Origin of the sequence: Iodobacter fluviatilis (genome assembly GCF_900451195.1) — a bacterium.
GTDB classification, from domain to species: domain Bacteria; phylum Pseudomonadota; class Gammaproteobacteria; order Burkholderiales; family Chitinibacteraceae; genus Iodobacter; species Iodobacter fluviatilis.
In genome coordinates, this window is record NZ_UGHR01000001.1 from 1,106,643 (window position 1) to 1,126,480 (window position 19,838).

The 19,838-nt window shown below is 46.2% G+C and carries 15 protein-coding genes, 2 tRNA genes and 1 rRNA gene; 7 read left to right on the forward strand and 11 right to left on the reverse strand.

The annotated features are described in order from the left end of the window. Nucleotides 1–16 precede the first annotated feature (16 nt). Together DYD62_RS04910 and DYD62_RS04915 are read left to right on the forward strand one after the other, a co-directional pair. On the forward strand, nt 17–1,009 hold the full coding sequence (locus DYD62_RS04910; protein ID WP_115226326.1) for an acyltransferase family protein: 993 nt from the start codon (nt 17–19) through the stop codon (nt 1,007–1,009). 130 nt (nt 1,010–1,139) lie between these two features. After that, nucleotides 1,140–2,129: an acyltransferase family protein gene (locus DYD62_RS04915; RefSeq protein ID WP_115226327.1), complete on the forward strand. Its 990-nt coding sequence runs from the start codon at nt 1,140–1,142 to the stop codon at nt 2,127–2,129. Nucleotides 2,130–2,168: 39 nt separating this feature from the next. Here the strand turns inward: DYD62_RS04915 and DYD62_RS04920 are convergent, their stop codons facing one another. From DYD62_RS04920 to DYD62_RS04945, 6 genes are all read right to left on the reverse strand, one after another. Beyond that, nucleotides 2,169–2,876: a transglutaminase-like cysteine peptidase gene (locus tag DYD62_RS04920; protein ID WP_207916797.1), complete on the reverse strand. Its 708-nt coding sequence runs from the start codon at nt 2,874–2,876 to the stop codon at nt 2,169–2,171. After that, nucleotides 2,869–3,504 carry a tetratricopeptide repeat protein gene (locus DYD62_RS04925; protein WP_115226328.1) on the reverse strand — a complete coding sequence of 212 codons (636 nt, stop codon included), beginning with the start codon at nt 3,502–3,504 and terminating at the stop codon, nt 2,869–2,871. Before DYD62_RS04925 ends, DYD62_RS04920 begins: the two co-directional genes overlap by 8 nt. Continuing rightward, entirely contained in the window at nt 3,501–4,223 is a 723-nt protein-coding gene (locus tag DYD62_RS04930) for a tyrosine-protein phosphatase (RefSeq protein WP_115226329.1), read from the reverse strand. The genes DYD62_RS04925 and DYD62_RS04930 overlap by 4 nt, the downstream gene beginning before the upstream one ends. 271 nt (nt 4,224–4,494) lie before the next feature. After that, nucleotides 4,495–6,666 (reverse strand): GumC family protein, encoded by a 2,172-nt coding sequence (locus tag DYD62_RS04935; protein WP_115226330.1) that lies wholly within the window; start codon nt 6,664–6,666, stop codon nt 4,495–4,497. Between the two features lie 50 nt (nt 6,667–6,716). Continuing rightward, nucleotides 6,717–7,376: a polysaccharide biosynthesis/export family protein gene (locus DYD62_RS04940; RefSeq protein WP_115226331.1), complete on the reverse strand. Its 660-nt coding sequence runs from the start codon at nt 7,374–7,376 to the stop codon at nt 6,717–6,719. Nucleotides 7,377–7,413: 37 nt separating this feature from the next. After that, nucleotides 7,414–8,703 (reverse strand): outer membrane beta-barrel protein, encoded by a 1,290-nt coding sequence (locus tag DYD62_RS04945; protein ID WP_115226332.1) that lies wholly within the window; start codon nt 8,701–8,703, stop codon nt 7,414–7,416. Nucleotides 8,704–9,331: 628 nt separating this feature from the next. On the opposite strand from DYD62_RS04945, the gene DYD62_RS04950 reads away from it, so the two are divergent. Then, nucleotides 9,332–10,069 carry a PEP-CTERM sorting domain-containing protein gene (locus DYD62_RS04950; protein WP_115226333.1) on the forward strand — a complete coding sequence of 246 codons (738 nt, stop codon included), beginning with the start codon at nt 9,332–9,334 and terminating at the stop codon, nt 10,067–10,069. A gap of 104 nt (nt 10,070–10,173) precedes the next feature. On the opposite strand, the gene astD is transcribed toward DYD62_RS04950, so the two are convergent. The 5 genes from astD to DYD62_RS04975 all read right to left on the reverse strand — a co-directional run bounded on the left by astD (nt 10,174) and on the right by DYD62_RS04975 (nt 16,877). After that, a complete protein-coding gene (gene astD, locus DYD62_RS04955) occupies nt 10,174–11,637 on the reverse strand; it encodes a succinylglutamate-semialdehyde dehydrogenase (protein ID WP_115226334.1) in 1,464 nt (487 codons plus the stop codon). Nucleotides 11,638–12,049: 412 nt separating this feature from the next. Beyond that, complete coding sequence (astA, locus tag DYD62_RS04960; protein WP_115226335.1) at nt 12,050–13,081, reverse strand: arginine N-succinyltransferase; 1,032 nt, start codon at nt 13,079–13,081, stop codon at nt 12,050–12,052. Then, on the reverse strand, nt 13,078–14,103 hold the full coding sequence (astA, locus tag DYD62_RS04965) for an arginine N-succinyltransferase (RefSeq protein WP_115226336.1): 1,026 nt from the start codon (nt 14,101–14,103) through the stop codon (nt 13,078–13,080). The genes astA (DYD62_RS04960) and astA (DYD62_RS04965) overlap by 4 nt, the downstream gene beginning before the upstream one ends. 196 nt (nt 14,104–14,299) lie before the next feature. After that, complete coding sequence (locus DYD62_RS04970; protein WP_115226337.1) at nt 14,300–15,520, reverse strand: aspartate aminotransferase family protein; 1,221 nt, start codon at nt 15,518–15,520, stop codon at nt 14,300–14,302. A 391-nt stretch (nt 15,521–15,911) separates the two neighbouring features. Further along, a complete protein-coding gene (locus DYD62_RS04975; RefSeq protein WP_115226338.1) occupies nt 15,912–16,877 on the reverse strand; it encodes a GlxA family transcriptional regulator in 966 nt (321 codons plus the stop codon). Nucleotides 16,878–17,065: 188 nt separating this feature from the next. Here DYD62_RS04975 and DYD62_RS04980 point away from each other — a divergent pair, with 188 nt between their 5' ends. From DYD62_RS04980 to DYD62_RS04995, 4 genes are all read left to right on the forward strand, one after another. Continuing rightward, nucleotides 17,066–17,353: an HU family DNA-binding protein gene (locus DYD62_RS04980; protein WP_115226339.1), complete on the forward strand. Its 288-nt coding sequence runs from the start codon at nt 17,066–17,068 to the stop codon at nt 17,351–17,353. A gap of 295 nt (nt 17,354–17,648) precedes the next feature. Beyond that, a 16S ribosomal RNA gene (locus tag DYD62_RS04985) occupies nt 17,649–19,182 on the forward strand. A gap of 121 nt (nt 19,183–19,303) precedes the next feature. Then, nucleotides 19,304–19,380: transfer RNA gene (locus DYD62_RS04990), tRNA-Ile, on the forward strand. 78 nt (nt 19,381–19,458) lie between these two features. Next, nucleotides 19,459–19,534, forward strand: a tRNA-Ala gene (locus tag DYD62_RS04995). Nucleotides 19,535–19,838: the final 304 nt, after the last annotated feature.

Sequence of the window (19,838 nt, forward strand, 5' to 3'; positions counted from 1 at the left end):
AATATAGCGGGAGAATGTGATCGTTAATAATATAACCCCTTTGCGTGGACTTGCATGCATTTTATTGGTGGTTTATCACGTTATTGGTGGCTCGCCGGATCAAGGCTTGCATATTTCGAATGGGTTTCTTCGTGATGCAAATGATATATTAGCTTATATAAGAATGCCTTTGTTTACATTTTTATCAGGCTATGTTTATAGCCTGCGGCCTATAGGAAACTATTCCTCTTTTTTGTTCTTGCGTTCAAAAGCAAGACGCTTGCTGTTGCCTATGTTAACAGCAGGTAGTTTGTTTGCTGTTATTCAATACAATATAGATGCAACTAATATTAAAACTGAAAATATATGGCTTTTACATATTGTGCCAGTGGCTCATTATTGGTTTGTTGAGTCTTTGTTTATTGTTTTTTGTTTTGTAATATTTTTTGAGAAATTTAATTTTATTAATGATGGTAGAAGATTTGCTATTATATTTGTAATTGCGACTTTGATGTTTTGCACTATATCTGCTCCTGTATACATTGGTATTCATGGTGCTTTATATTTACTTCCTTATTTTCTTTTTGGGCTTGGTGTTTGTCGATTTAATTTAAAGTCAGATCGGTTTTTTGTAAAAATGGCATCTTTTTTTGTTGCTGTGTTTGTATTAGGGGCGATAGGGCTGGTAGGTGGTGCCATTAATAGGCAAACTCCAGTTGCTCTTTGTGTAGGTTTGATTGCATGCTACTTTTTAATTAATTTAGATTTAAAGTCTTCATTTTTGTCTGGTATTGGAAAATACTCTTATGGTGTTTATTTATATCATGTTTTTTTTAGCGCATCTGCCCGCATGACGATTGGTTTATTTACTTATGATATTGCGCTACACCTCAGTGTTGGAGTTTTCAGCGCTATTGCTGGTTCAATTGTCTTATACAAATTTCTGTCCAAGAGTCCAATTTTGAGTACCTTGTTTTTAGGAAAGAGATTTATACGAACTAAAAAGATAAAAATGGAATGTGTAAATTGATAGTATATTCGCATATTGAAATACATTGCTTTTATGTGAGTATGTTTTATTTGATATTTTAATAATAAATAAATGATTTTAATCTAGTATGGAATGTATTTAGTGATTATCTAATTTTTAAGAAGGCTGTATGTCTCATAATTATCGTGATGATTGGGTTGATTATGCCAAGGGTATTGGTATTTTATTGGTGGTATATGGTCATGTGATTCGTGGATTAATTAAAGCTGGCTTGGCTATCCATCTGTCAGAATTAAACTTTATCGATGCTATTATTTATGGCTTTCATATGCCTCTTTTTTTCTTTTTGTCCGGTTACCTTTTTATACAATCTGCCCAAAGGTGGAATAGTAAAAAATTATTTTTTAATAAAATTGATTCTATATTGTATGTGTATATTATTTGGTCTTTAATTCAAGGTGCGGTTGAGGTTATGCTAAGCAGGTATACCAATGCAGGAATAGATGGTGCTTCTGTATTGAGTTTATTTTGGGAGCCCAGAGCTCATTTTTGGTTTCTTTATGCCTTGTTTTTTATTTTTATTTTTATTATTTATTTTAAAGACTGGATAGTTAAAAATATTACCATCACATTTGTATGTTCTTTGTTGATATTGTTTTTTTTACCACTTACAAAAATTGCTGCTATTGATTTACCAGCACATTTTATTGTCTTTTTTGTTTTTGGTATGCTGATTAAACAGAATGCTAAATTTTTGAGAGTGAATAAATGGATGATGGTGATCTATTTAGCGTTTGCTGTGTTTACTTTTTTACTTGCCAGAACTATTCATGAAAGTGACATCATTAACCGAATGTTGATGTTCGTTTATTCACTATCTTGTATCTTGTTACTTAGTTCTTTTTGTATTGGAATAGGTGATAAGTATGGTTTTATTATGAGAGTTGGTCAGGCTTCGTTAGCTATTTATCTAATTCATGTCATTGTTGGAAGTGGTGCAAGAATTGCATTGAATAAATTTTTTGGAATTCAAAATTTTTATATTCTATTCATAGCTGGACTGATTACTTCTGTGCTCATGCCTATGTTTGTATGGCACTATGCAAAGCGCAACCCCATTAAATTTTTATTTATCGCCCCTTATAAATTTGGCCGTTAATTTTACTTTGATTTGTTCCTTTATAATGTTCATTTTTTATCACATGGCCTGCTCGCGGGCCATTTTTTCTTTCAGGTCTTTCCAGAATCTGATTTGGCTTGCGCCACCTTTTTTCTGGGTATCTCCCGCCCAGATATCATCATCATTAAAGCTGTATACCGGCTCTAAATCTGTGCGCTGTGATGCTGGTTTAATTTCGCCGGTTAAAATATCTAGGATATAGGGCTCGGCTTCGGGGGTGGGATACCAGGCCAGTACCATATGGGCTTCATTTATTTTTAGTGCCCGTACATACACCATACGTAATTGGCCAGCTGGTGCGCCTAAATCCCTCAGGCTAAAATATTTGGCCGCAGCATAATCTTCGCAATCGCCCGCATTCGATGCCAGCATTTCAATAGGTGTGGCCCAGTAATCTGTTACACCCCAATGGGCCTGGTCGGTTTGGTAGGGTATTTTATTAAAAAAACGATTGGTGTTTTTTAGTGTATTGACCACAGGTGTTTTGGGCGGGCTCCATTGGCCTTGTGCCGCTGGCTTTTCTTCCTGAATAAATTCTTTCCATGCTAATAACCTAGGCACAGCACTTTGCCCCCAGCGTTTAGCAATTGCACTAAGCAAATTAGCAGAAAATTCGGTTAAGCCTGAAGCCATACTGATTGCGGTGCATAAACTCAGCGCCAGCACAAATAAGCCCACTTTAAAGCGGGCTTGTTTACGGGTGGGCAGAGCAGGCAATTTATACATTCAGATTAGGATAGCTGGCCTTTAGCTTTAGCACATTGTCTTTTTGCTGCAGCATGGCTTGTTTATAAACTTGGCCCATTTTCTGGTGGATTGTAGCAGATAGCTTGTCCCAATTTTGAAACCCTGCATTCAAAATAGCCAGTTGGGTATCGGGCTCGTAGGGGTTTAATTGTGCTGATCTGATCAGTAATTGCTCAAACTCTGCATCGTGCTGATTCAGATACGCTTTAAATTGCACAATATTGGCCATATTACTTCCATTATTAGGCTGTACCTGCAGGGCTGCGCGGTATTGATTAATTGCCTCCTGATAAAACACATCTCTTACTAGTTTAAAATTAGCCGCTTTTAGCCCGCGCAATACTTGCAGGCGTGCAAGATCTGTATGGTATTGGGCAATATCGGGGCAGGCTATGCTGGCTTTTTCTAAAATGTCTCGGTTTTTAATCCATTGGGCCAAATCAAGTGGCTGCTGCGGCTGGCTTAGCCAGCTTTGTACCTGTTTGCGTGCTTCTAATGTTTGAATATCGTACCAAGCATATTTAAGGCTTGGCCAGATTGCGATACTTGCCAGCCAGATAGCCAGAGCCATTAGCGGTAATACCGCTGCTGATTTTAATTTATTCATATGCGCTTATTTATAATGCCCAATGGGCGTTCAATGGTCAGCATATCTGCATAATCCTGGCCGTGTTGTGCCATTACAGCGGCATGGCCTAGGTGCAGATTTGGGGGGCGGTACGCTAAGTTATGGCAATCGCTGGCTAATAAATAGACCCAGTCTTTTTCTAATAAATAGTCTGCTGTTTTGCGGGCCTTGCTGCCAAATTGATTGCAAAGCGATCCGGCTGTTACTTGCAGCCAGCAGCCCAAATCAATGAGATGCTGCGCTTTTTCTGGCTGGGCCTGAATAGCGGCATTGCGTTCTGGGTGGGCAATCAGCGGGCGAATACCCAGTTTTAAAAAATGGCGGATAAATTGCTCGCTGCCCACGGGGATCATTTGGTCTGGAAACTCTAATAGCATGATTTTCATGCCATCCACTTCGCCCAGAAAAGGCACTTCGTTTTTTTCCAGCAGCGGCAAGATCTCTTCGCCAAGGCGTACCTCCCCCCCTAAATGAATATCTAGGGGGATTTTCTTGCTGGCTAGGTGCAATTTAAAGATGGCAATTTCGCATTCAAGCGCTGTGCGCTGGTTATTCCAGCGGGCAGGGTAGATATGGGGCGTTAATATCGCCGTTTTAATGCCATTTTTTACGGCTTCTGCTGCTAATTGCAGCGCCATTTCCATATCCCTTGGGCCATCATCAACAGTGGGTAATATATGGCAGTGAATATCAATCATGATGATTGGTTTTACCTAGAGTATTGATTGTATTAACGGTGTCAGATATACAATATTTAATTATCGCATGCTTGGGTATTTGAATCTTGCAATTAGTGAGGGGTGAGCAACATAATATTCGGGTTTTACCCCGGTCTGTCAAGCTGAGTAAAACTCGCTGTGAGGGGGTAAACCTTGTAAGCAGATTATTAACTAAAGATGCAAATTCACAGCAATAAAACAAAAGGGCAACTTTATATAAGTTGCCCTTTTGTTTTTACATCACCGGCTATTAGGTTGCCCCGTATGCTTTTCCATATTGGCTGATGCTGCCGTATTGCCCGTAATAGCGCTCTGCCTTTTTAAAATCCAAGTGGCTGAGCGTTACGCCTAAAACCCGCCCGCCAGCTTGTGTAAGTCGCGCCAGATTTTTGCGTGCAATTGGGTGCGGCGTTTCTTGGGCGCGGGTTACAAAAAGGGTATCGCTGCACAGCGGCGCTAAAATCAGTGGATCGCTAACCAAGCTTAATGGCGGGCCATCAATCACCAGCATTTCATAGCTTGCCGATAATTGTTTTAATAATTCGCTAAAGCGCTTAGACATCAATATCTCTAAAGAGCTTGGCGGAATATCCCCGGTGCCAATGCAATACAATTGGCTGTCGCCAACACGCTGCAGGCATTCTTCTAAAGTCGCATTGCCTGCTACTAGATTGCTGAGGCCAGGGCTTGCAGGGTTTAGCCCTAATTTGCGTGCTAAACCAGGTTTACGCAAATCGGCATCAATAATTAGTGTGCGGCGTGTGCTGGATAATGCCAGCGCTAAATTACTGGCAAAAGTGGTTTTACCTTCATTTGGCATGCTGGATGTAATCAGCAGGGTGCGCTCTGTGGCATCAATTGAAGATAAAGCTACGCCTGTGCGGGCCGTAAAGATAGATTCGGCATAAATAGATCTTGGTTCACTTAATACTAATTTACCTGCATCACTGGCTTGTTTCTTATTAAGCAGTGGAATGCTGGTCAGTAATGGGTGGCCTAATAAGCGTTCTACATCATCGCTATTATTAATTGTGTTATTCAGGCGGTCTAATAGAACGGCTGCACTTGCTGCAACTAATAAGCCCAGCAACGTTGCCATCATTATTATTTGTAACTTTTTGGGCTTTATTGGTGTGTTTGGGATACTTGCGTTATCTATAATTCTGGCTATCGCGGATTGCAGGTCTTGCGATACTGCTGTTTCTTTAGCTCGGGCAATAAAGCTTTCATATAGTTGGCGATTCGCTGCGGCCTCACGCTCCAGTACGCCAAGCTGTACTTCTTTGCGGTTTAAATTTGATACTGCGCCACGGGCCTGGTTTAATACGGCTTCTAAAGCGCGCTCTGTACCCAGTGCGGCTTCATAGCTTTGGCGCAAGCTTCCTACGACAGCATCGACCTGGCGTTTTGCATTTATTTTGGCAGAGCGTAGCTCACCCTCGGCTTGTACCATTTTTGGGTGGTCTTCACCGTAGCGCTGAATAAGTTCTGATACTTTTCTTTCGGCTTCTGCTTCTTGTCTTTTTGAGTCAGATACTTGTGGGTTGGTAATCACTGCCGGCACACTGCTGTAATCGCCATTTTTAACGGCAGTCACCTGTCGATAGGCGTTTTCTGCCTCTGCCCGTTTCATCTTTGCAGTAATTAATTGTTGGTTTGTATCTGCAATTTGCGTGCTGGTGCCATTTTGTCCTTCTTTACTTAAAGAGATAATGCCATTTGTTTCGCGGTATTTCTGTAAAGCATATTCGGATTTATCCAGTTTCTCGCGCAAGCCTCCAACGCGGCCATTTAGCCATTGTGATGCACTTTGTGCCATAGCAAAGCGTGCATCTCTGTCGCTATCAATATACATTTCAGCTAGTTTATTTGGCACTGCTGCGGCCAGTTCTTTATCTGTGCTGGTAAAACTTATTTTTACTAGCTGGCTTAAACGGACTAACTCAATATCAACGTTTGCCGCAAAGCTGGGATAAATAGCTGCAGCCAGTTTTTCTTCTGTCCAGTTATTATTGAGTGTGGGTTCTTCAGTCTTCAAAAAAGATGACCAAAGCGGTTTTTTTGTGATGCGTGGATCATAAGCCGGGTTTTCCCAAAGCTTTAAGTTCTTGATCGTTTTAATGGCTAAATCTCTGGATTGCAAAATTTCTGCCTGGGTTTGAAAGTACTCTCGGTTGGCCGTTACTCCAGAATAAACTTCTTCAACAGATACAATTTTTTGCCGACTTGATTCAACCAAAATGGTTGTGGTGGATCGATATGAGGGGGCAATTGAAAAGACGACTGCTGTGGCAACAGCAGCAATTGCAACGGCAAAAACAATAATTTTCCATTTGCGTTTGTTAATGCTGCGCCAATATTCAAGCAGGGGAGTGGTTTCTTGCGCGGGTATTAGCCCTGCAAGATGTTGGGGTCGATTCATATTGCCTAATCCTTGCCTTGTCGATCTGTGGTGGCTGACTAAATATTCAGTTAGAAAAAGCTATCTTGTACGGTAATGATATCGCCAGGGAAAATGAGCGTATTAAGATCCACTTTTTGTTGCACTTGGCTTGGGTCATTCGCACGGATTACGAATATTTTTTCTTTAGAAGCGCGTTCTTTAAAACCGCCCGCTAAAGCAATTGCTTTTAGTACAGTTAATCCAGGCTGAAATGGGTAGCCACCTGCACTGGCGATCATGCCATTGATATAGTAGGGGCGGTATTCTTCGATAAAAACGGCGACGCGCGGGTTGACCAGATAACGCCCTTTTAGCCCCGTGGTGATTAAGCGTTGTAAATCACCGGTGGTCATATCTTTGATCACAATCTCGCCCAGCACAGGGTATTGCAATGTGCCTGCATCGGTCAGCTTTACCCGCTCACGGCTTAGCTCGTCTTCGCCAAATACACGAATGGTCACTATATCCCCTGCTCCTAGCTTGTAGTTGGATAAAGGGCTGGTTGGTTTAATGCCGGGCAGTTCTGGTTCTGTACTGGCTTTGGGAGCATTTAATTCGGGAGCATCAAAGATTGATGCACTGGCATTTGCCGCCAGTAGCGCAGAAGCAAGCAGGGCGGAAGATAAAAAACCTCTGAAACACAGGCCACCCTGCGCTTCAGAGGTTGATAGCAACGGTTTAGTTGGCATCAGTGGAATGTCTCATTTAGTTAATTGTAAGCAAAAACTACAGTGAACCGCTTAGATTAACCATAAACAGATTACGTTGGTAGTCTTGGAGTGTAATATTTGAATTGCGTTTTTCGTATCTTAACTCTGCCCCTGTTTTTAGCCAGCGGGTCAGTTTGTAATCCACGGCAAGCCCGGTGATATAAGTGTCATCAGTGCGTGAGATTCCTGAATAGTCACTATTTACATAGGTAAGGTAAGCTCGTGAAGACAAGTAGCTGCTCCAGGAGTGATTCCACTGTGCATTAAGGACATCGTCCAGTAAGAAGTTGCCAGAGCCGGTGGATTCTGATGGCGTGCGCATTGCGCTAAGCTCAACACTGCTATAGGAAAGCGGGGTAAAGCGCAACAGGGCTTCATAGCTGAATTTAGTGAATTCCCCTTTGGTATCCAAATCATATTTTTTATTGAGCATACCAACTTTCACAGAGCCCATGAATGAATCGTCCATATCCCATTTAAGGCCGGTATAAAGGCGATATTCCTTACTGTTTTGCAGCTCTGGGTTCACTACGTAATCAAAGTTTTGCGCTCTGCCTTCAAAGACCAAGCTTGTTTTTGGCGCTACGCGGTAAAAGAAGCGTGCAGCAGCAGAGAGTGAATCCTGATCAAAAAAACGCGTCACACTTTGATTGTTTGAATAGCGTTTATTCTGTATGCCCGCTTCCAGCTCAATACGGCCTGTTGCTTCTGCAGCACCGTAGCCCACTAAACCTTTCAGGCTTAAAGAGCGGTATTTGTCTGGCGTGCTTGAGCCGCTGTCGGTCGTGCCTTGTGCATCTTCTGCATAAAGCAGATTGCCCAGAATCAGAGAACTAAGGCGTGCGCTGTAAGTGTTTTCTGCTTGAAATTGCAGTTCATTGCTGTCGGTATTGTTGTCTTTACTATCTGCGTAGCGAAGGAATTTTCCTTTGTAGCCAAATACATAGCGATCACCGTTGTTTAATAAATCAGCAACAAACGATGGGCTGATTAGTGTAGCGGTAGAGGCAATTTCATTACTGCTGGTGCGGGCAACATTACTATCTCTTCCTACCGAAATACCCAGCGTTGGGTAAATGAAAAATGGGCCAGCTTCAATCGGTGACGGGCTTTGGCGGCCCGTATCAGCAAATTCTTTTGCATCAAAGCTAGGCTTGGGTTTAGTGCTGTTGGGGGATGATAATTTATCCAGTAAATCAGTTGAAGTTACCGCTTTGGGTTGCTCGTCTGCATAGCTGATTGAAGAAATCGCACTCATTGCCAGCGCGAGCGCAATTAATCCGGATACGGGTTTAATTTTGAACATTTATTTTTCCAGAATGTTGAAAACAATGAGGGCGCTGGGTGAAGGGCTATATGCAGCTATGTTTATATTTTGCCAGCGCAATATTAAATTTTTATGCGCGCATTCTATCGTTAAATCATAAAGTTTGATAGATAATCTCTACCTGTTCTGGTATATAAGCAATTAATGGTATAAGGGTTTTAAGTTTGTTTTTAATAACAAAAATCGAAGATTTGAATATTAATAAATGATGATATTAGATTGCTATGTCTTGCCGGTTTAATTTTATTCTTATATTATTTTTAATGTTGGGGCGTGATGTTTTCGGAATGATGCTTAATTACTGTTGGCTAATATACGGTGTTGTCTTTGATTAAATGCACGGAATTAACCACTTCTGTTGTATCGAAAAGACAGATTTTATTATTTAAAACAGCTGCAAAGAAAATGTTTTGTGACTGCACTAAAGTATGTACGTATTTCCTTAATACATGTGCAGTACTATCCTAGCTGCAGCAGCTTGTAATCGTATAATTTATTGAATTTATTTGTGTTTTATCCATGTTTTTTTAAAATTATCTGGTTATATGGCTGCGGCTTTGATGGTTTTTCATATCAAAAAATATAAATCGTTAGGGGTTGGATATTTATGAAGCTAAAATTTTTAACATTGATGGTGCTGACATCGCTCTCAATTTCTTCGCAAGTTCGTGCTGAAAACTTAGTCGTAAATGGTGGGTTTGAGGGGGGCGATACAGGTTTTAATAGTGAGTATGTATCCTTAGGTAACCAAGATCTAAGCGAAGAAGGCAAAAGGGACGAGAGTAAAAAAGTTTGGCACGAAGGTAAATACTTAGTAGGTTCTGATGTTGGTGTTGCAAATCCATGGTTCGATAACAAGGACAAAGCGTCGTTTTCTTCTGGTTCGAAAATGATGATGGTTAACGGCGCGTATGCTGCACCGGGTACTAGTGTAGCTGATGTCAGCGTTTGGAATCAGAGCGTGCAAGTGTTGGCAAACACAAATTACTATTTCTCTGCTTGGGTGGCTTCGCTTGATTCTCATAGCCCAGCTCAACTTGCGTTCAGCATCAATGGGGTAAAGCTCAATCCATTTTCAGGAGGAGGGCAGGATTCATTTATCGCGACCGCTGATGGTAGCTGGAAAAATTTTTATGCGGTTTGGAATTCTGGCACAAACGTAACTGCCAATTTAAATCTGGTAAATTATACTGGCGTAGCACATGGCAATGATTTTGCTTTGGATAATATTGCAATGGATACTCAGATGCCTTCACCTGTTCCAGAGCCAGAAACCTACGCTTTGATGGGTTTGGGTTTGGTTGGTCTGCTTGCTGCTCGTCGTCGTAAGCTGCAATCTGTTTAAGCAAGTGTTCTAAGGTGAATGATTCTTCTGCTTGTAAATAAGCAGCAGGTAGTCAGAAGAAAAACGGGAAGCCTAGGCTTCCCGTTTTTTATTGATTAAGCGCTTTACAGGCTAATTCCCGGTGATAGCTGCGCAGGTAGCACCAGCGTGGCTGATTCGATGGATGCCATCGGGGTGGCGCAGTAGTCGGCTGCGTAATAGGCGCTGGGGCGGTGGTTGCCGGATTTGCCGGTGCCGCCAAATGGCGCGGCAGAGGATGCGCCATTGGTTGGGCGGTTCCAGTTCACGACCCCAGCGTCGATCTCGGTTTTAAATTCATCCCACAGCGCTGGGTCATCGGCTAAGAGGCCAGCAGATAGGCCATAGGCCGTGTCGTTGGCAATCTCTATCGCCTTGGCAAAGTCGCTGTAGCGGATAATTTGCGTCAGCGGGCCAAAGTATTCTTCATCCGGTAGTTGGGCCACACTGCTCACATCCAGAATTGCCGGTGTAACAAAGGCATTGCTTGGGTCCGCGTGTTGCATTTTCAGTAATGGTACAGCACCAAGGCTAATTAGCTTGTCTTGCGCGGCCATCAGCTGGCGTGCAGCGGTTAAGGAAATGACCGAACCCATAAAAGGCTGCTCGGCAGCGTCAAAATGGCCGATAGACAGCTTGCCAGCCACTTCAATCAGGCGGGCTAGGAAGCGATCGCCAAATTCACCCTGCGGCACCAGAATGCGGCGCGAGCAGGTGCAGCGTTGGCCCGCAGATAAAAATGCCGACTGAATGGTGTGGTGTACCGCTGCATCCAGTGTTTCGGTTGGGGCAATAATCAGCGGGTTATTGCCGCCCATTTCCAGTGCCAGCATAAAGTCAGGCCGGCCAGCAAATTGCTTGTGCAGTGCCACACCGGTGCCGGAGCTGCCAGTAAACAAGAGGCCGTTCAGATCATCGTGCTTAGCCAGCGCAATACCGGTTTCTTTTTCGCCCTGCAAGAGCGCAATTACCCCTGCAGGCAGGCCAGCTGCTTGCCAAAGCTGAACCGTTTTCTCGGCCACCAGCGGCGCTTGCTCGGATGGCTTAAACACAATGCAATTGCCCGCCAGCAGCGCTGGCACAATATGGCCGTTGGGCAAATGGCCGGGGAAGTTGTAAGGGCCGTAGACGGCGACCACGCCATGTGGGCGATGGCGCAAAACAGCGTTGCCATCTGGCGTGGCGCTGCTACGCTCGCCTGTGCGCTCTGCGTGGGCGCGGATAGAAATCTCAATCTTGCCGACCATCGCGGCTACTTCCTGACGTGATTCCCACAGCGGCTTACCGGTTTCAAAGCCAACCGCATGGGCCAGGTCTTCTTTATGCTCGCCCAGCAGCTCGCCAAAGCGACGCACAATGGCGATGCGAGCTTCTAAGGAAGTGCGTTTCCAAGCGGGGAAGGCCGCACGGGCGCTCTGCATGGCCAGGTTTACATCGTCGCTGCTGGCGCTCTTGCCTTGCCACACCACCGCGTTATTCGCCGGATTGGTAGAAATCAGTTCACTACCCGTGCCATCTTGCCATTGTCCATTAATAAACAGTTGAGCCATGTTGCTGTCCTTTATTGTGAAAGTGAGTTCTGGCTTTGAAAAGTGTTGTACGCAGCTATGCAGCGTGAGTTCGCTTTGTAAGTTACAGATTGGTGCTTTAGACCAAAACTATTTGCATCAGTTTGATGTACTGATTTCCCCCTTTGAAAAAGGGGAGAACTAGGAGGTAATTCCATACACTTAAGGTATTGGTTTTGCTTCCCCCTTTTTCAAAGGGGGATTTGCCTTTGGTTTTTTGCTTATTTAAGCTCAGCGCCAACTGCAAATCCCCCCCTAGCCTCCCTTTTTCAAAGGGGGGGAATTAAGCAAAATCGCTTAAGTGAACAGTATTACTTTCAATCCCTCTTTTACAAATGGGGAGGCTGCATTAACAGCCGCCAAATATTGTGCAGATACTTATGGCTTCTGAGGCTTACACCACTCTCCGTGGATAAGCTTCCATCATTCTGACCTGATCGCCTGTTTTTACTTGCAATGCTTTTGCTTCTGCTGGTGTCAGCATAATCAAGCCTTGTTCTGGCGCGGTGTAGATCAGCCCGGTACGGAAAGTTTTTAACTGGCTGGTCGCAATTAAATGCGGTGCCGATGGTGCTTTTTTGCTGTCGCTGATGACCACACTGCATAGCCCACTTTCCCGCATCACCCGCAGGCTGTCGATACGGGCTTCCAGCACCGGGCCTGCTTCAAAGATGTCGATATGCCGCTCTAAACGTAAGCCTTCGCTTTCTAATAGATGACGGGCAGGGGTGGTATCTTTGTGCGTGGCCCCAATACAGGCTTTGGCGTCGTCCGGCAAAAAGTCGATATACACCGGAAAACGCGGCATCAGTTCGGCTAAGAAAGATTTTTGTCCGAGTGATACCAAGCGATCTGCTTCATGAAAATCGATGCGATAAAAATGGCTGCCTAGCGCTCGCCAGAAGGGGGAATCGCCGTGTTCATCAAATACGCCGCGCATTTCGGCACAGACCCGCTCGCCAAAACGGTCGCTAAATTGCGCTAAAAACATAAAGCGAGATTTGGACAAAAGCGCACCGTTGCAGTTCACGCGGTGCAGCGGGTCTAAAAACAGCGAGCATAGCTCGGTATAGCCGGTGAGATCGTGCGAGATGGTCAGCTTATCCATCTTGCTCCAGATCTTCATTTCACGGCTGGCGTATACCGAGGTATCGATCCGGTAGGTGTAAAACGGCTGTTCCAGCCCCACGGCGGTTTCAATGCCGCATACGCCGACAATCTCGCCAGTGTCGGTTTCTTCCATTAAGAATAAATAACCCTGATCGGCAAGCTGAGCGCTGCCTTCCAAGGTGCGGCGAACGCGATCGATTCTGGCGGCTTGTGCACCCGGATCGGGTTTGAGTGTGGTCATGCCGGGGCCGGCTTTATGCGCTAGCTCGACCAGCTTATCTACATCGCTAAATTGACAGAGGCGGACAATCTTCATAATACGGCCCCTGAGTGATTGAGTTTTACGCAGCGCACTTCGCTGCCAAGGCCCACTTCTAATGCGCTGGCTAAGGCGGGTGGCAAGGCCAGATCGTGGCTGAGCTGCTTAGGCAAATGGGTTTTAATACAGCGAAATTCGCTGCTGGATGTATTGCAAATCAGATAGCTGGCTGTGCCGTGGATGTCTGATTCGTAAGCAATGCGGTGCAGGGCGCTGTGGCGCAGCGAATAACAGGCGTCCAGCGTGGCGGTGAGCACGGGGCCAGCATCAAAAATATCGATAAAGCGGTCCGGCTCAAAGCCTTCGTCCAGATGGCATTGATAAGGCAGGCGAGCGCTGGCGTGCGGTTCGCCCATGACGCGTTGGGCGTCTTCCGAAAGCAGCGGTACATAGAGCGGGTCAACCGGCATGACTTCGGCAATAAAGCCACGGCTGCGCCCGCCAGATTCCAGCTCCATTTCGGCAAAATCACGGCGGGTAAATTTGCGCCCCACGCTTTCCCAAAATGGTGAGTGGCCTTCTGCATCGGCAATACCTGGCAGCACAGAGAAGATATCTTTACTAAAGCGCTGGCGGTGCTGAGCAATAAATAATAGCCGCGCCCGGGAGAGCAAATCGGCATAGGCGGCTTTTTCCGGCTCAATATAAAAGCCGGTCAGCCGAGTACAGCTGGTTAGCTCATGCGACATCACCAAGGCGTGAATCCGGTGATTAACCTGTAATTCACGCGAGGCGTGTACGACTACTTCGTTGCGAAAGGCATAGAAAGGCTCGTGCTGCCCCGCGAGGGCGACGATGCTGGCGGAGCCATATAAAACGCCGTTTTCTTCTAATACAAATAAATAGCTTTCTTCGCCAGGGTAGTCGATCTCGTTTTGCAGGGAATCAATCGAGCGCAAAATCAGCTCTTGCAGGCGTGCGCGATCGGGCGGCAGCGAATGCAAAATCGGCCCCTTAGAGCGCGCCATACGCTCTAATTGATCAAGGTCGGACAGTTTTCCTGGTCTTACGATAAGCATAGGGGCGATCCGGGTGAGGTGGATGGTGGAGGTTAACCCCCAAATCTTGAACCACGGCGTTTGGGAGGACTCGGAGTTACACGGAGAAAACCATTTGGCATTACATGTTTGTGTTGAATTTGTTGTTCGCCGTGAAACTCCGTGTTCTCTGTGTCCTCCGTGGTTTAAGGTGTGGGTTTGATCCTATTTGGCAACTCTAAGCCGCAACTGTTGCCGGTACTAGCTCAGCAATCACCGCCTCTAAACGGCGCAGGCCTTCAGCGATATCTGCTTCGGCAATAACTAAAGACGGCAGCAGGCGCAGCACATTCGGGCCTGCCATCAGTAGTACTACGCCGTGTTTTGCACCCAGGGTCACTACATCTTTAGCGCGGCCTTGCAATACTGGGGCAAGCTCGGCACCAATCAATAAGCCGCTGCCACGAATCTCTTTAAATACGCCGTGTTTGGCATTGATCTTATTTAAGCCATCTACAAACAGCTTATTGCGGTGTTTTACGCCATCTAATACGGCAGGCGTATTAATTAGCTCGATTACTTTGTCGGCCACGGCAGTGACCAGCGGGTTGCCACCGTAAGTAGAGCCGTGCGTGCCTACCACAAAGGCGCTGGCAATTTTGGCGGTGGTCAGCATCGCGCCAATGGGCAGGCCATTACCCAGTGCTTTGGCCGAAGTCAGGATGTCTGGTGTTACGCCGTAGTGCATATAAGCATAAAGCGAGCCGGAGCGGCCCACACCAATTTGCACTTCATCAAAAATCAGCAAGGCATTGTGCTTGTCGCAAAGGGCGCGCAGGGCGGCGAGGTATTTTTGCGTAGCAGGGATGACGCCGCCTTCGCCTTGCACGGGTTCTACAATCACCGCGCAGGTTTTGTCGCTGATCATGGCTTCAATGGCGGCCAGATCATTAAATGGCACGTGGTTGATGCCCGCTGGCGTTGGGCCAAAGCCTTCTGCATATTTGGGCTGGCCACCTACTGACACGGTAAACAGTGTGCGGCCATGGAAGGATTGGGTGCAGGCAATAATCTGATCTTTATCGCTGGAGAAATGATCTACAGCATAGCGGCGGGCTAGTTTCAGCGCGGCTTCATTGGCTTCTGCGCCCGAGTTGCAAAAAAATACGCGCTCGGCAAAAGTGGCGTCAATCAAGCGCTGCGCCAAGCGCAGTGCTGGCTCGTTGGTAAAGCCATTAGATAAGTGCCAAAGTTGATCGGCCTGCTCGTGCAGCACTGCAGTCAGCTCAGGGTGTAAATGCCCCAGGCTGGTCACAGCGATGCCGCTGGAAAAATCTACATACTCGCGTCCTTCCTGATCCCACAAACGTGAGGCCAAGCCTTTTACTGGAATAAACGGCGCAGGTGCGTAGTTGGGAACCATAACTTGATCAAAGGTGGCGCGATTTACGTCAGACATGGGTAGATCCTGCATACGGGATAAAGTGCATCCAGTGTAGAGCGGGCATCACTCATCAATCTTCTATAAATGCGACATAAAGCTATAGCTTTGCACCTTTACGACCTGGGGAAAGCAGCAGGTTCATGCATTAGTATCTACACAACTTCAGCCGTCGCCTCCGCTACAACTTCCCCCTTAGTAAAAAAGGGGAGGTGAGAGGGTAATGCCGTTCACTCAAGAGGCTTTGATCTTAGCCTCCCCCTTTGTAAAAGGGGGCTGAGGGGGCCCGAGGGGGATTTAGCTTGTAGTTTTTTACTTCTTTAAGCCAAAAATCAACGACAAATCTCCCTATCCCTTCTTTTTCAAAGGGGGAACAGCTGCATCAAACTGATGTAGATGCTTATGAGCGTTATGACTTAGAAAAAGCGGCACGCTCATCGCGAGGCGACAAACCAAAGTGGGCACGGTAGGCGGTAGCAAAATGCGCGCCAGAAGAAAATCCGCAAGACAAACCAATCTGTACCACAGAAATCCCGGTGCGTTGCAGTAGCGTACGGGCTCGTTCTAGGCGCAATTGCATATAGTGGCGGGCAGGCAGGGTATCTAAATGTTGCTTAAACAGGCGTTCCAGCTGGCGGCGGGATAAATCGACGTGCCTCGCAAGCTCGTCACTGCTGATGGGCTCTTCTAAATTGGCTTCCATTAATTGCAGTACGGCGCTGAGCTTGGGCTGGCGCTGCCCAAGTTGCACCGCATGCGAAGTGCGCTGGCGGGTCTCAGGCGTTCGGATGCGTTCAATACATAGAGATTCAGCTATCTGCTCGGCCAGAGCAAGGCTTTGCTGCTTAGCAACTAAGGCCAGCATGGCATCCAGCGTTGCTGCGCCTGCACCACAGCTAAAATATTTGCGATCAAACTCATATATATTTTGTGTGCAAATTACACTGGGAAACGTTGCAGTAAAAGATCGCAGCTCAGGCCAGCGCAATGTGGCCCGGTGCTGATCTAATACACCGCAGGCTGCCAGCCACCATGCTCCACAATCTATCGCCCCAACTGAAGTGGCGTCATTTAGCAGAGTTTTAAGCTGCGTAAGGCGTGGATCGTTCGCAAAAGGAGGGGTTTGGGAAACAATGAGTAAAACATCAATCGCCCTTGTATCAGCTAAAGCGGGAAGCTGAGGGGAGTGTCCGCCCGTTGCCAGCGGTATCGCAGAGCCATCTAAAGTGTAGTACTGCAACTTATATAAAGGCGCATCGCTGATTGTGTTTGCCATGCCCAAAATAGTATCGATGCCAGCGATGCTTAGCATGGGCGCCGGAGGCAAAAGCAGCACGGCAATTTGAATGGCTTGGGAATTGAGTTTAAGAGGCATTTATCTATTTTTTCAGTAAATATACAGAATCGCAATTGTTGTTGTACCTAGTGTGTGAATGAAATGCTAATCAGATAACTGTTGCAGCAAAGCCTAATAAATAATCTTTCTCTCAATTTCAAACAGACATAGAGTAATAATGGCTGGCACAATAGGCTCTGAATTATTTCAATATCTGGAATTTAACTATGAATAAGAGAGAGCTCATCGAGGCCGTACTCAGGGTTGCTGAGTACGAGATACCAGGTATTTCTAAAAAGGCAGTAGAAGCCACCTTAGAAGCCCTAGGCGATGTGACAGGTGCAACTTTGAAGGGTGGCGGCGAAGTGACTTTGCCAGGGATTGGCAAATTAGCAGTTAAACATCGTGATGCACGCGTTGGCCGCAACCCCAGAACAGGTGAGCCAGTGCAAATCCCCGCAAAGAAAGCACTAAAGTACACACCGCTTAAAGCAATCAAAGATGCGGTCGCATAATTCTCATCACATACGCTTTATGTTGATCCCATTTGAATCAATAACTTAGCTGTTTGTTGTGTTTTATTGCGGTAAAGGGGTTGACCGAATAGGGTGCCGCCGGTATAGTTCGGCCTCTCGCTGCAGCACACACAGCAACACGGTGTTCGAGCAGTAGCGAAACGATCTTTAAAAAAATACAGTCGATGAGTGTGAGTGCTTGATTCGGAAGCGAAACAAGTGCTTACATGAGTAAGGAGTAACCAGCGATGGTTGCTCTGAATAAAGTAAGCCAGTAAGTACTAGCTTAGCGATTAAACTAAAGAGTTTGATCCTGGCTCAGATTGAACGCTGGCGGCATGCTTTACACATGCAAGTCGAACGGTAACAGGGTGCTTGCACCGCTGACGAGTGGCGAACGGGTGAGTAATATATCGGAACGTACCTAGTAATGGGGGATAACTATCCGAAAGGATAGCTAATACCGCATACGCCCTGAGGGGGAAAGAGGGGGATCGCAAGACCTCTCGTTATTAGAGCGGCCGATATCAGATTAGCTAGTTGGTGAGGTAAAGGCTCACCAAGGCAACGATCTGTAGCGGGTCTTAGAGGACGATCCGCCACACTGGAACTGAGACACGGTCCAGACTCCTACGGGAGGCAGCAGTGGGGAATCTTGGACAATGGGCGCAAGCCTGATCCAGCAATGCCGCGTGCGTGAAGAAGGCCTTCGGGTTGTAAAGCGCTTTTGTTCGGGAGGAAATCCTAGTGGCTAATATCCATTGGGGATGACAGTACCGGAAGAATAAGGACCGGCTAACTACGTGCCAGCAGCCGCGGTAATACGTAGGGTCCAAGCGTTAATCGGAATTACTGGGCGTAAAGGGTGCGCAGGTGGTTGATTAAGTGTGATGTGAAAGCCCCGGGCTCAACCTGGGAATTGCATTGCAAACTGGTCAACTAGAGTATGGCAGAGGGGGGTGGAATTCCGCGTGTAGCAGTGAAATGCGTAGAGATGCGGAGGAACACCGATGGCGAAGGCAACCCCCTGGGCTAATACTGACACTCATGCACGAAAGCGTGGGGAGCAAACAGGATTAGATACCCTGGTAGTCCACGCCCTAAACGATGTCTACTAGTTGTTGGGGAATTCGTTCCTTAGTAACGCAGCTAACGCGTGAAGTAGACCGCCTGGGGAGTACGGCCGCAAGGCTAAAACTCAAAGGAATTGACGGGGGCCCGCACAAGCGGTGGATGATGTGGATTAATTCGATGCAACGCGAAAAACCTTACCTAGCCTTGACATGTCAAGAATCCCTGAGAGATTGGGGAGTGCCGCAAGGAACTTGAACACAGGTGCTGCATGGCTGTCGTCAGCTCGTGTCGTGAGATGTTGGGTTAAGTCCCGCAACGAGCGCAACCCTTGTCCTTAGTTGCTACCATTTAGTTGGGCACTTTAAGGAGACTGCCGGTGACAAACCGGAGGAAGGTGGGGATGACGTCAAGTCCTCATGGCCCTTATGGCTAGGGCTTCACACGTCATACAATGGTCGGTACAGAGGGTTGCCAAGCCGCGAGGTGGAGCTAATCTCATAAAACCGATCGTAGTCCGGATTGGAGTCTGCAACTCGACTCCATGAAGTCGGAATCGCTAGTAATCGCGGATCAGCATGTCGCGGTGAATACGTTCCCGGGCCTTGTACACACCGCCCGTCACACCATGGGAATGGGTTTCACCAGAAGTAGGTAGGCTAACCGTAAGGAGGCCGCTTACCACGGTGGGATTCATGACTGGGGTGAAGTCGTAACAAGGTAGCCGTAGGGGAACCTGCGGCTGGATCACCTCCTTTCAAGAGAAAAGTCTTTTGGATTGAGTACTCACACTCATCGACTGTAAAAAAACAAAGATACAAAATCAGATTGGGTCAGTAGCTCGGGCGGCGTAGATTAGCTACCTGAGTATTCTGAAATGGGTCAGTAGCTCAGTCGGTTAGAGCACCGTCTTGATAAGGCGGGGGTCACAGGTTCGATTCCTGTCTGACCCACCATTAATTTTTTAATGGTTGGAAGGCTCTGTCAACAGAGCGACCAGTTTGGTTTTGATTGCAAGAAAGTAAGCAGTAATTGGGGGCTTAGCTCATCTGGTAGAGCACCTGCTTTGCAAGCAGGGGGTGAACGGTTCGAGTCCGTTAGCCTCCACCATCCCCTTGGGTTGGTGGAATAAAGAAACTAGAAATAACACACTGTCTCAAGAGAGATTCAAAGCTTGGGACGATGGTTTATTTCTGATTTCTAAAATCAGCAAGACGTATCTTTGATCTTTAAAAAAATAGAAGAAGTAATACTCAAATTTAAAAATAAATAAGGGTAGATTGTATCAAAATCGATTGTTCGAAGTCAGAACTGAATAATCGATGTCGCAAACAAAGCGAAATCAGATACTTTAAAAATGTGAATCGCTTTATTTATCTTTATTGATGAATAGAACAAGACACGTGTTTGAGGT

What these genes read in the sequence shown, in the direction of transcription:
- astD (WP_115226334.1), bottom strand. Translation starts at nt 11,637, where the DNA reads ATGGCTCAACTGTTTATTAATGGACAATGGCAAGATGGCACGGGTAGT.
- astA (WP_115226336.1), bottom strand. Translation starts at nt 14,103, where the DNA reads ATGCTTATCGTAAGACCAGGAAAACTGTCCGACCTTGATCAATTAGAG.
- DYD62_RS04920 (WP_207916797.1), bottom strand. Translation starts at nt 2,876, where the DNA reads ATGTATAAATTGCCTGCTCTGCCCACCCGTAAACAAGCCCGCTTTAAA.
- DYD62_RS04945 (WP_115226332.1), bottom strand. Translation starts at nt 8,703, where the DNA reads ATGTTCAAAATTAAACCCGTATCCGGATTAATTGCGCTCGCGCTGGCA.
- DYD62_RS04950 (WP_115226333.1), top strand. Translation starts at nt 9,332, where the DNA reads ATGAAGCTAAAATTTTTAACATTGATGGTGCTGACATCGCTCTCAATT.
- DYD62_RS04980 (WP_115226339.1), top strand. Translation starts at nt 17,066, where the DNA reads ATGAATAAGAGAGAGCTCATCGAGGCCGTACTCAGGGTTGCTGAGTAC.
- DYD62_RS04925 (WP_115226328.1), bottom strand. Translation starts at nt 3,504, where the DNA reads ATGAATAAATTAAAATCAGCAGCGGTATTACCGCTAATGGCTCTGGCT.
- DYD62_RS04935 (WP_115226330.1), bottom strand. Translation starts at nt 6,666, where the DNA reads ATGAATCGACCCCAACATCTTGCAGGGCTAATACCCGCGCAAGAAACC.
- DYD62_RS04915 (WP_115226327.1), top strand. Translation starts at nt 1,140, where the DNA reads ATGTCTCATAATTATCGTGATGATTGGGTTGATTATGCCAAGGGTATT.
- DYD62_RS04930 (WP_115226329.1), bottom strand. Translation starts at nt 4,223, where the DNA reads ATGATTGATATTCACTGCCATATATTACCCACTGTTGATGATGGCCCA.
- DYD62_RS04970 (WP_115226337.1), bottom strand. Translation starts at nt 15,520, where the DNA reads ATGTCTGACGTAAATCGCGCCACCTTTGATCAAGTTATGGTTCCCAAC.
- astA (WP_115226335.1), bottom strand. Translation starts at nt 13,081, where the DNA reads ATGAAGATTGTCCGCCTCTGTCAATTTAGCGATGTAGATAAGCTGGTC.
- DYD62_RS04940 (WP_115226331.1), bottom strand. Translation starts at nt 7,376, where the DNA reads ATGCCAACTAAACCGTTGCTATCAACCTCTGAAGCGCAGGGTGGCCTG.
- DYD62_RS04975 (WP_115226338.1), bottom strand. Translation starts at nt 16,877, where the DNA reads ATGCCTCTTAAACTCAATTCCCAAGCCATTCAAATTGCCGTGCTGCTT.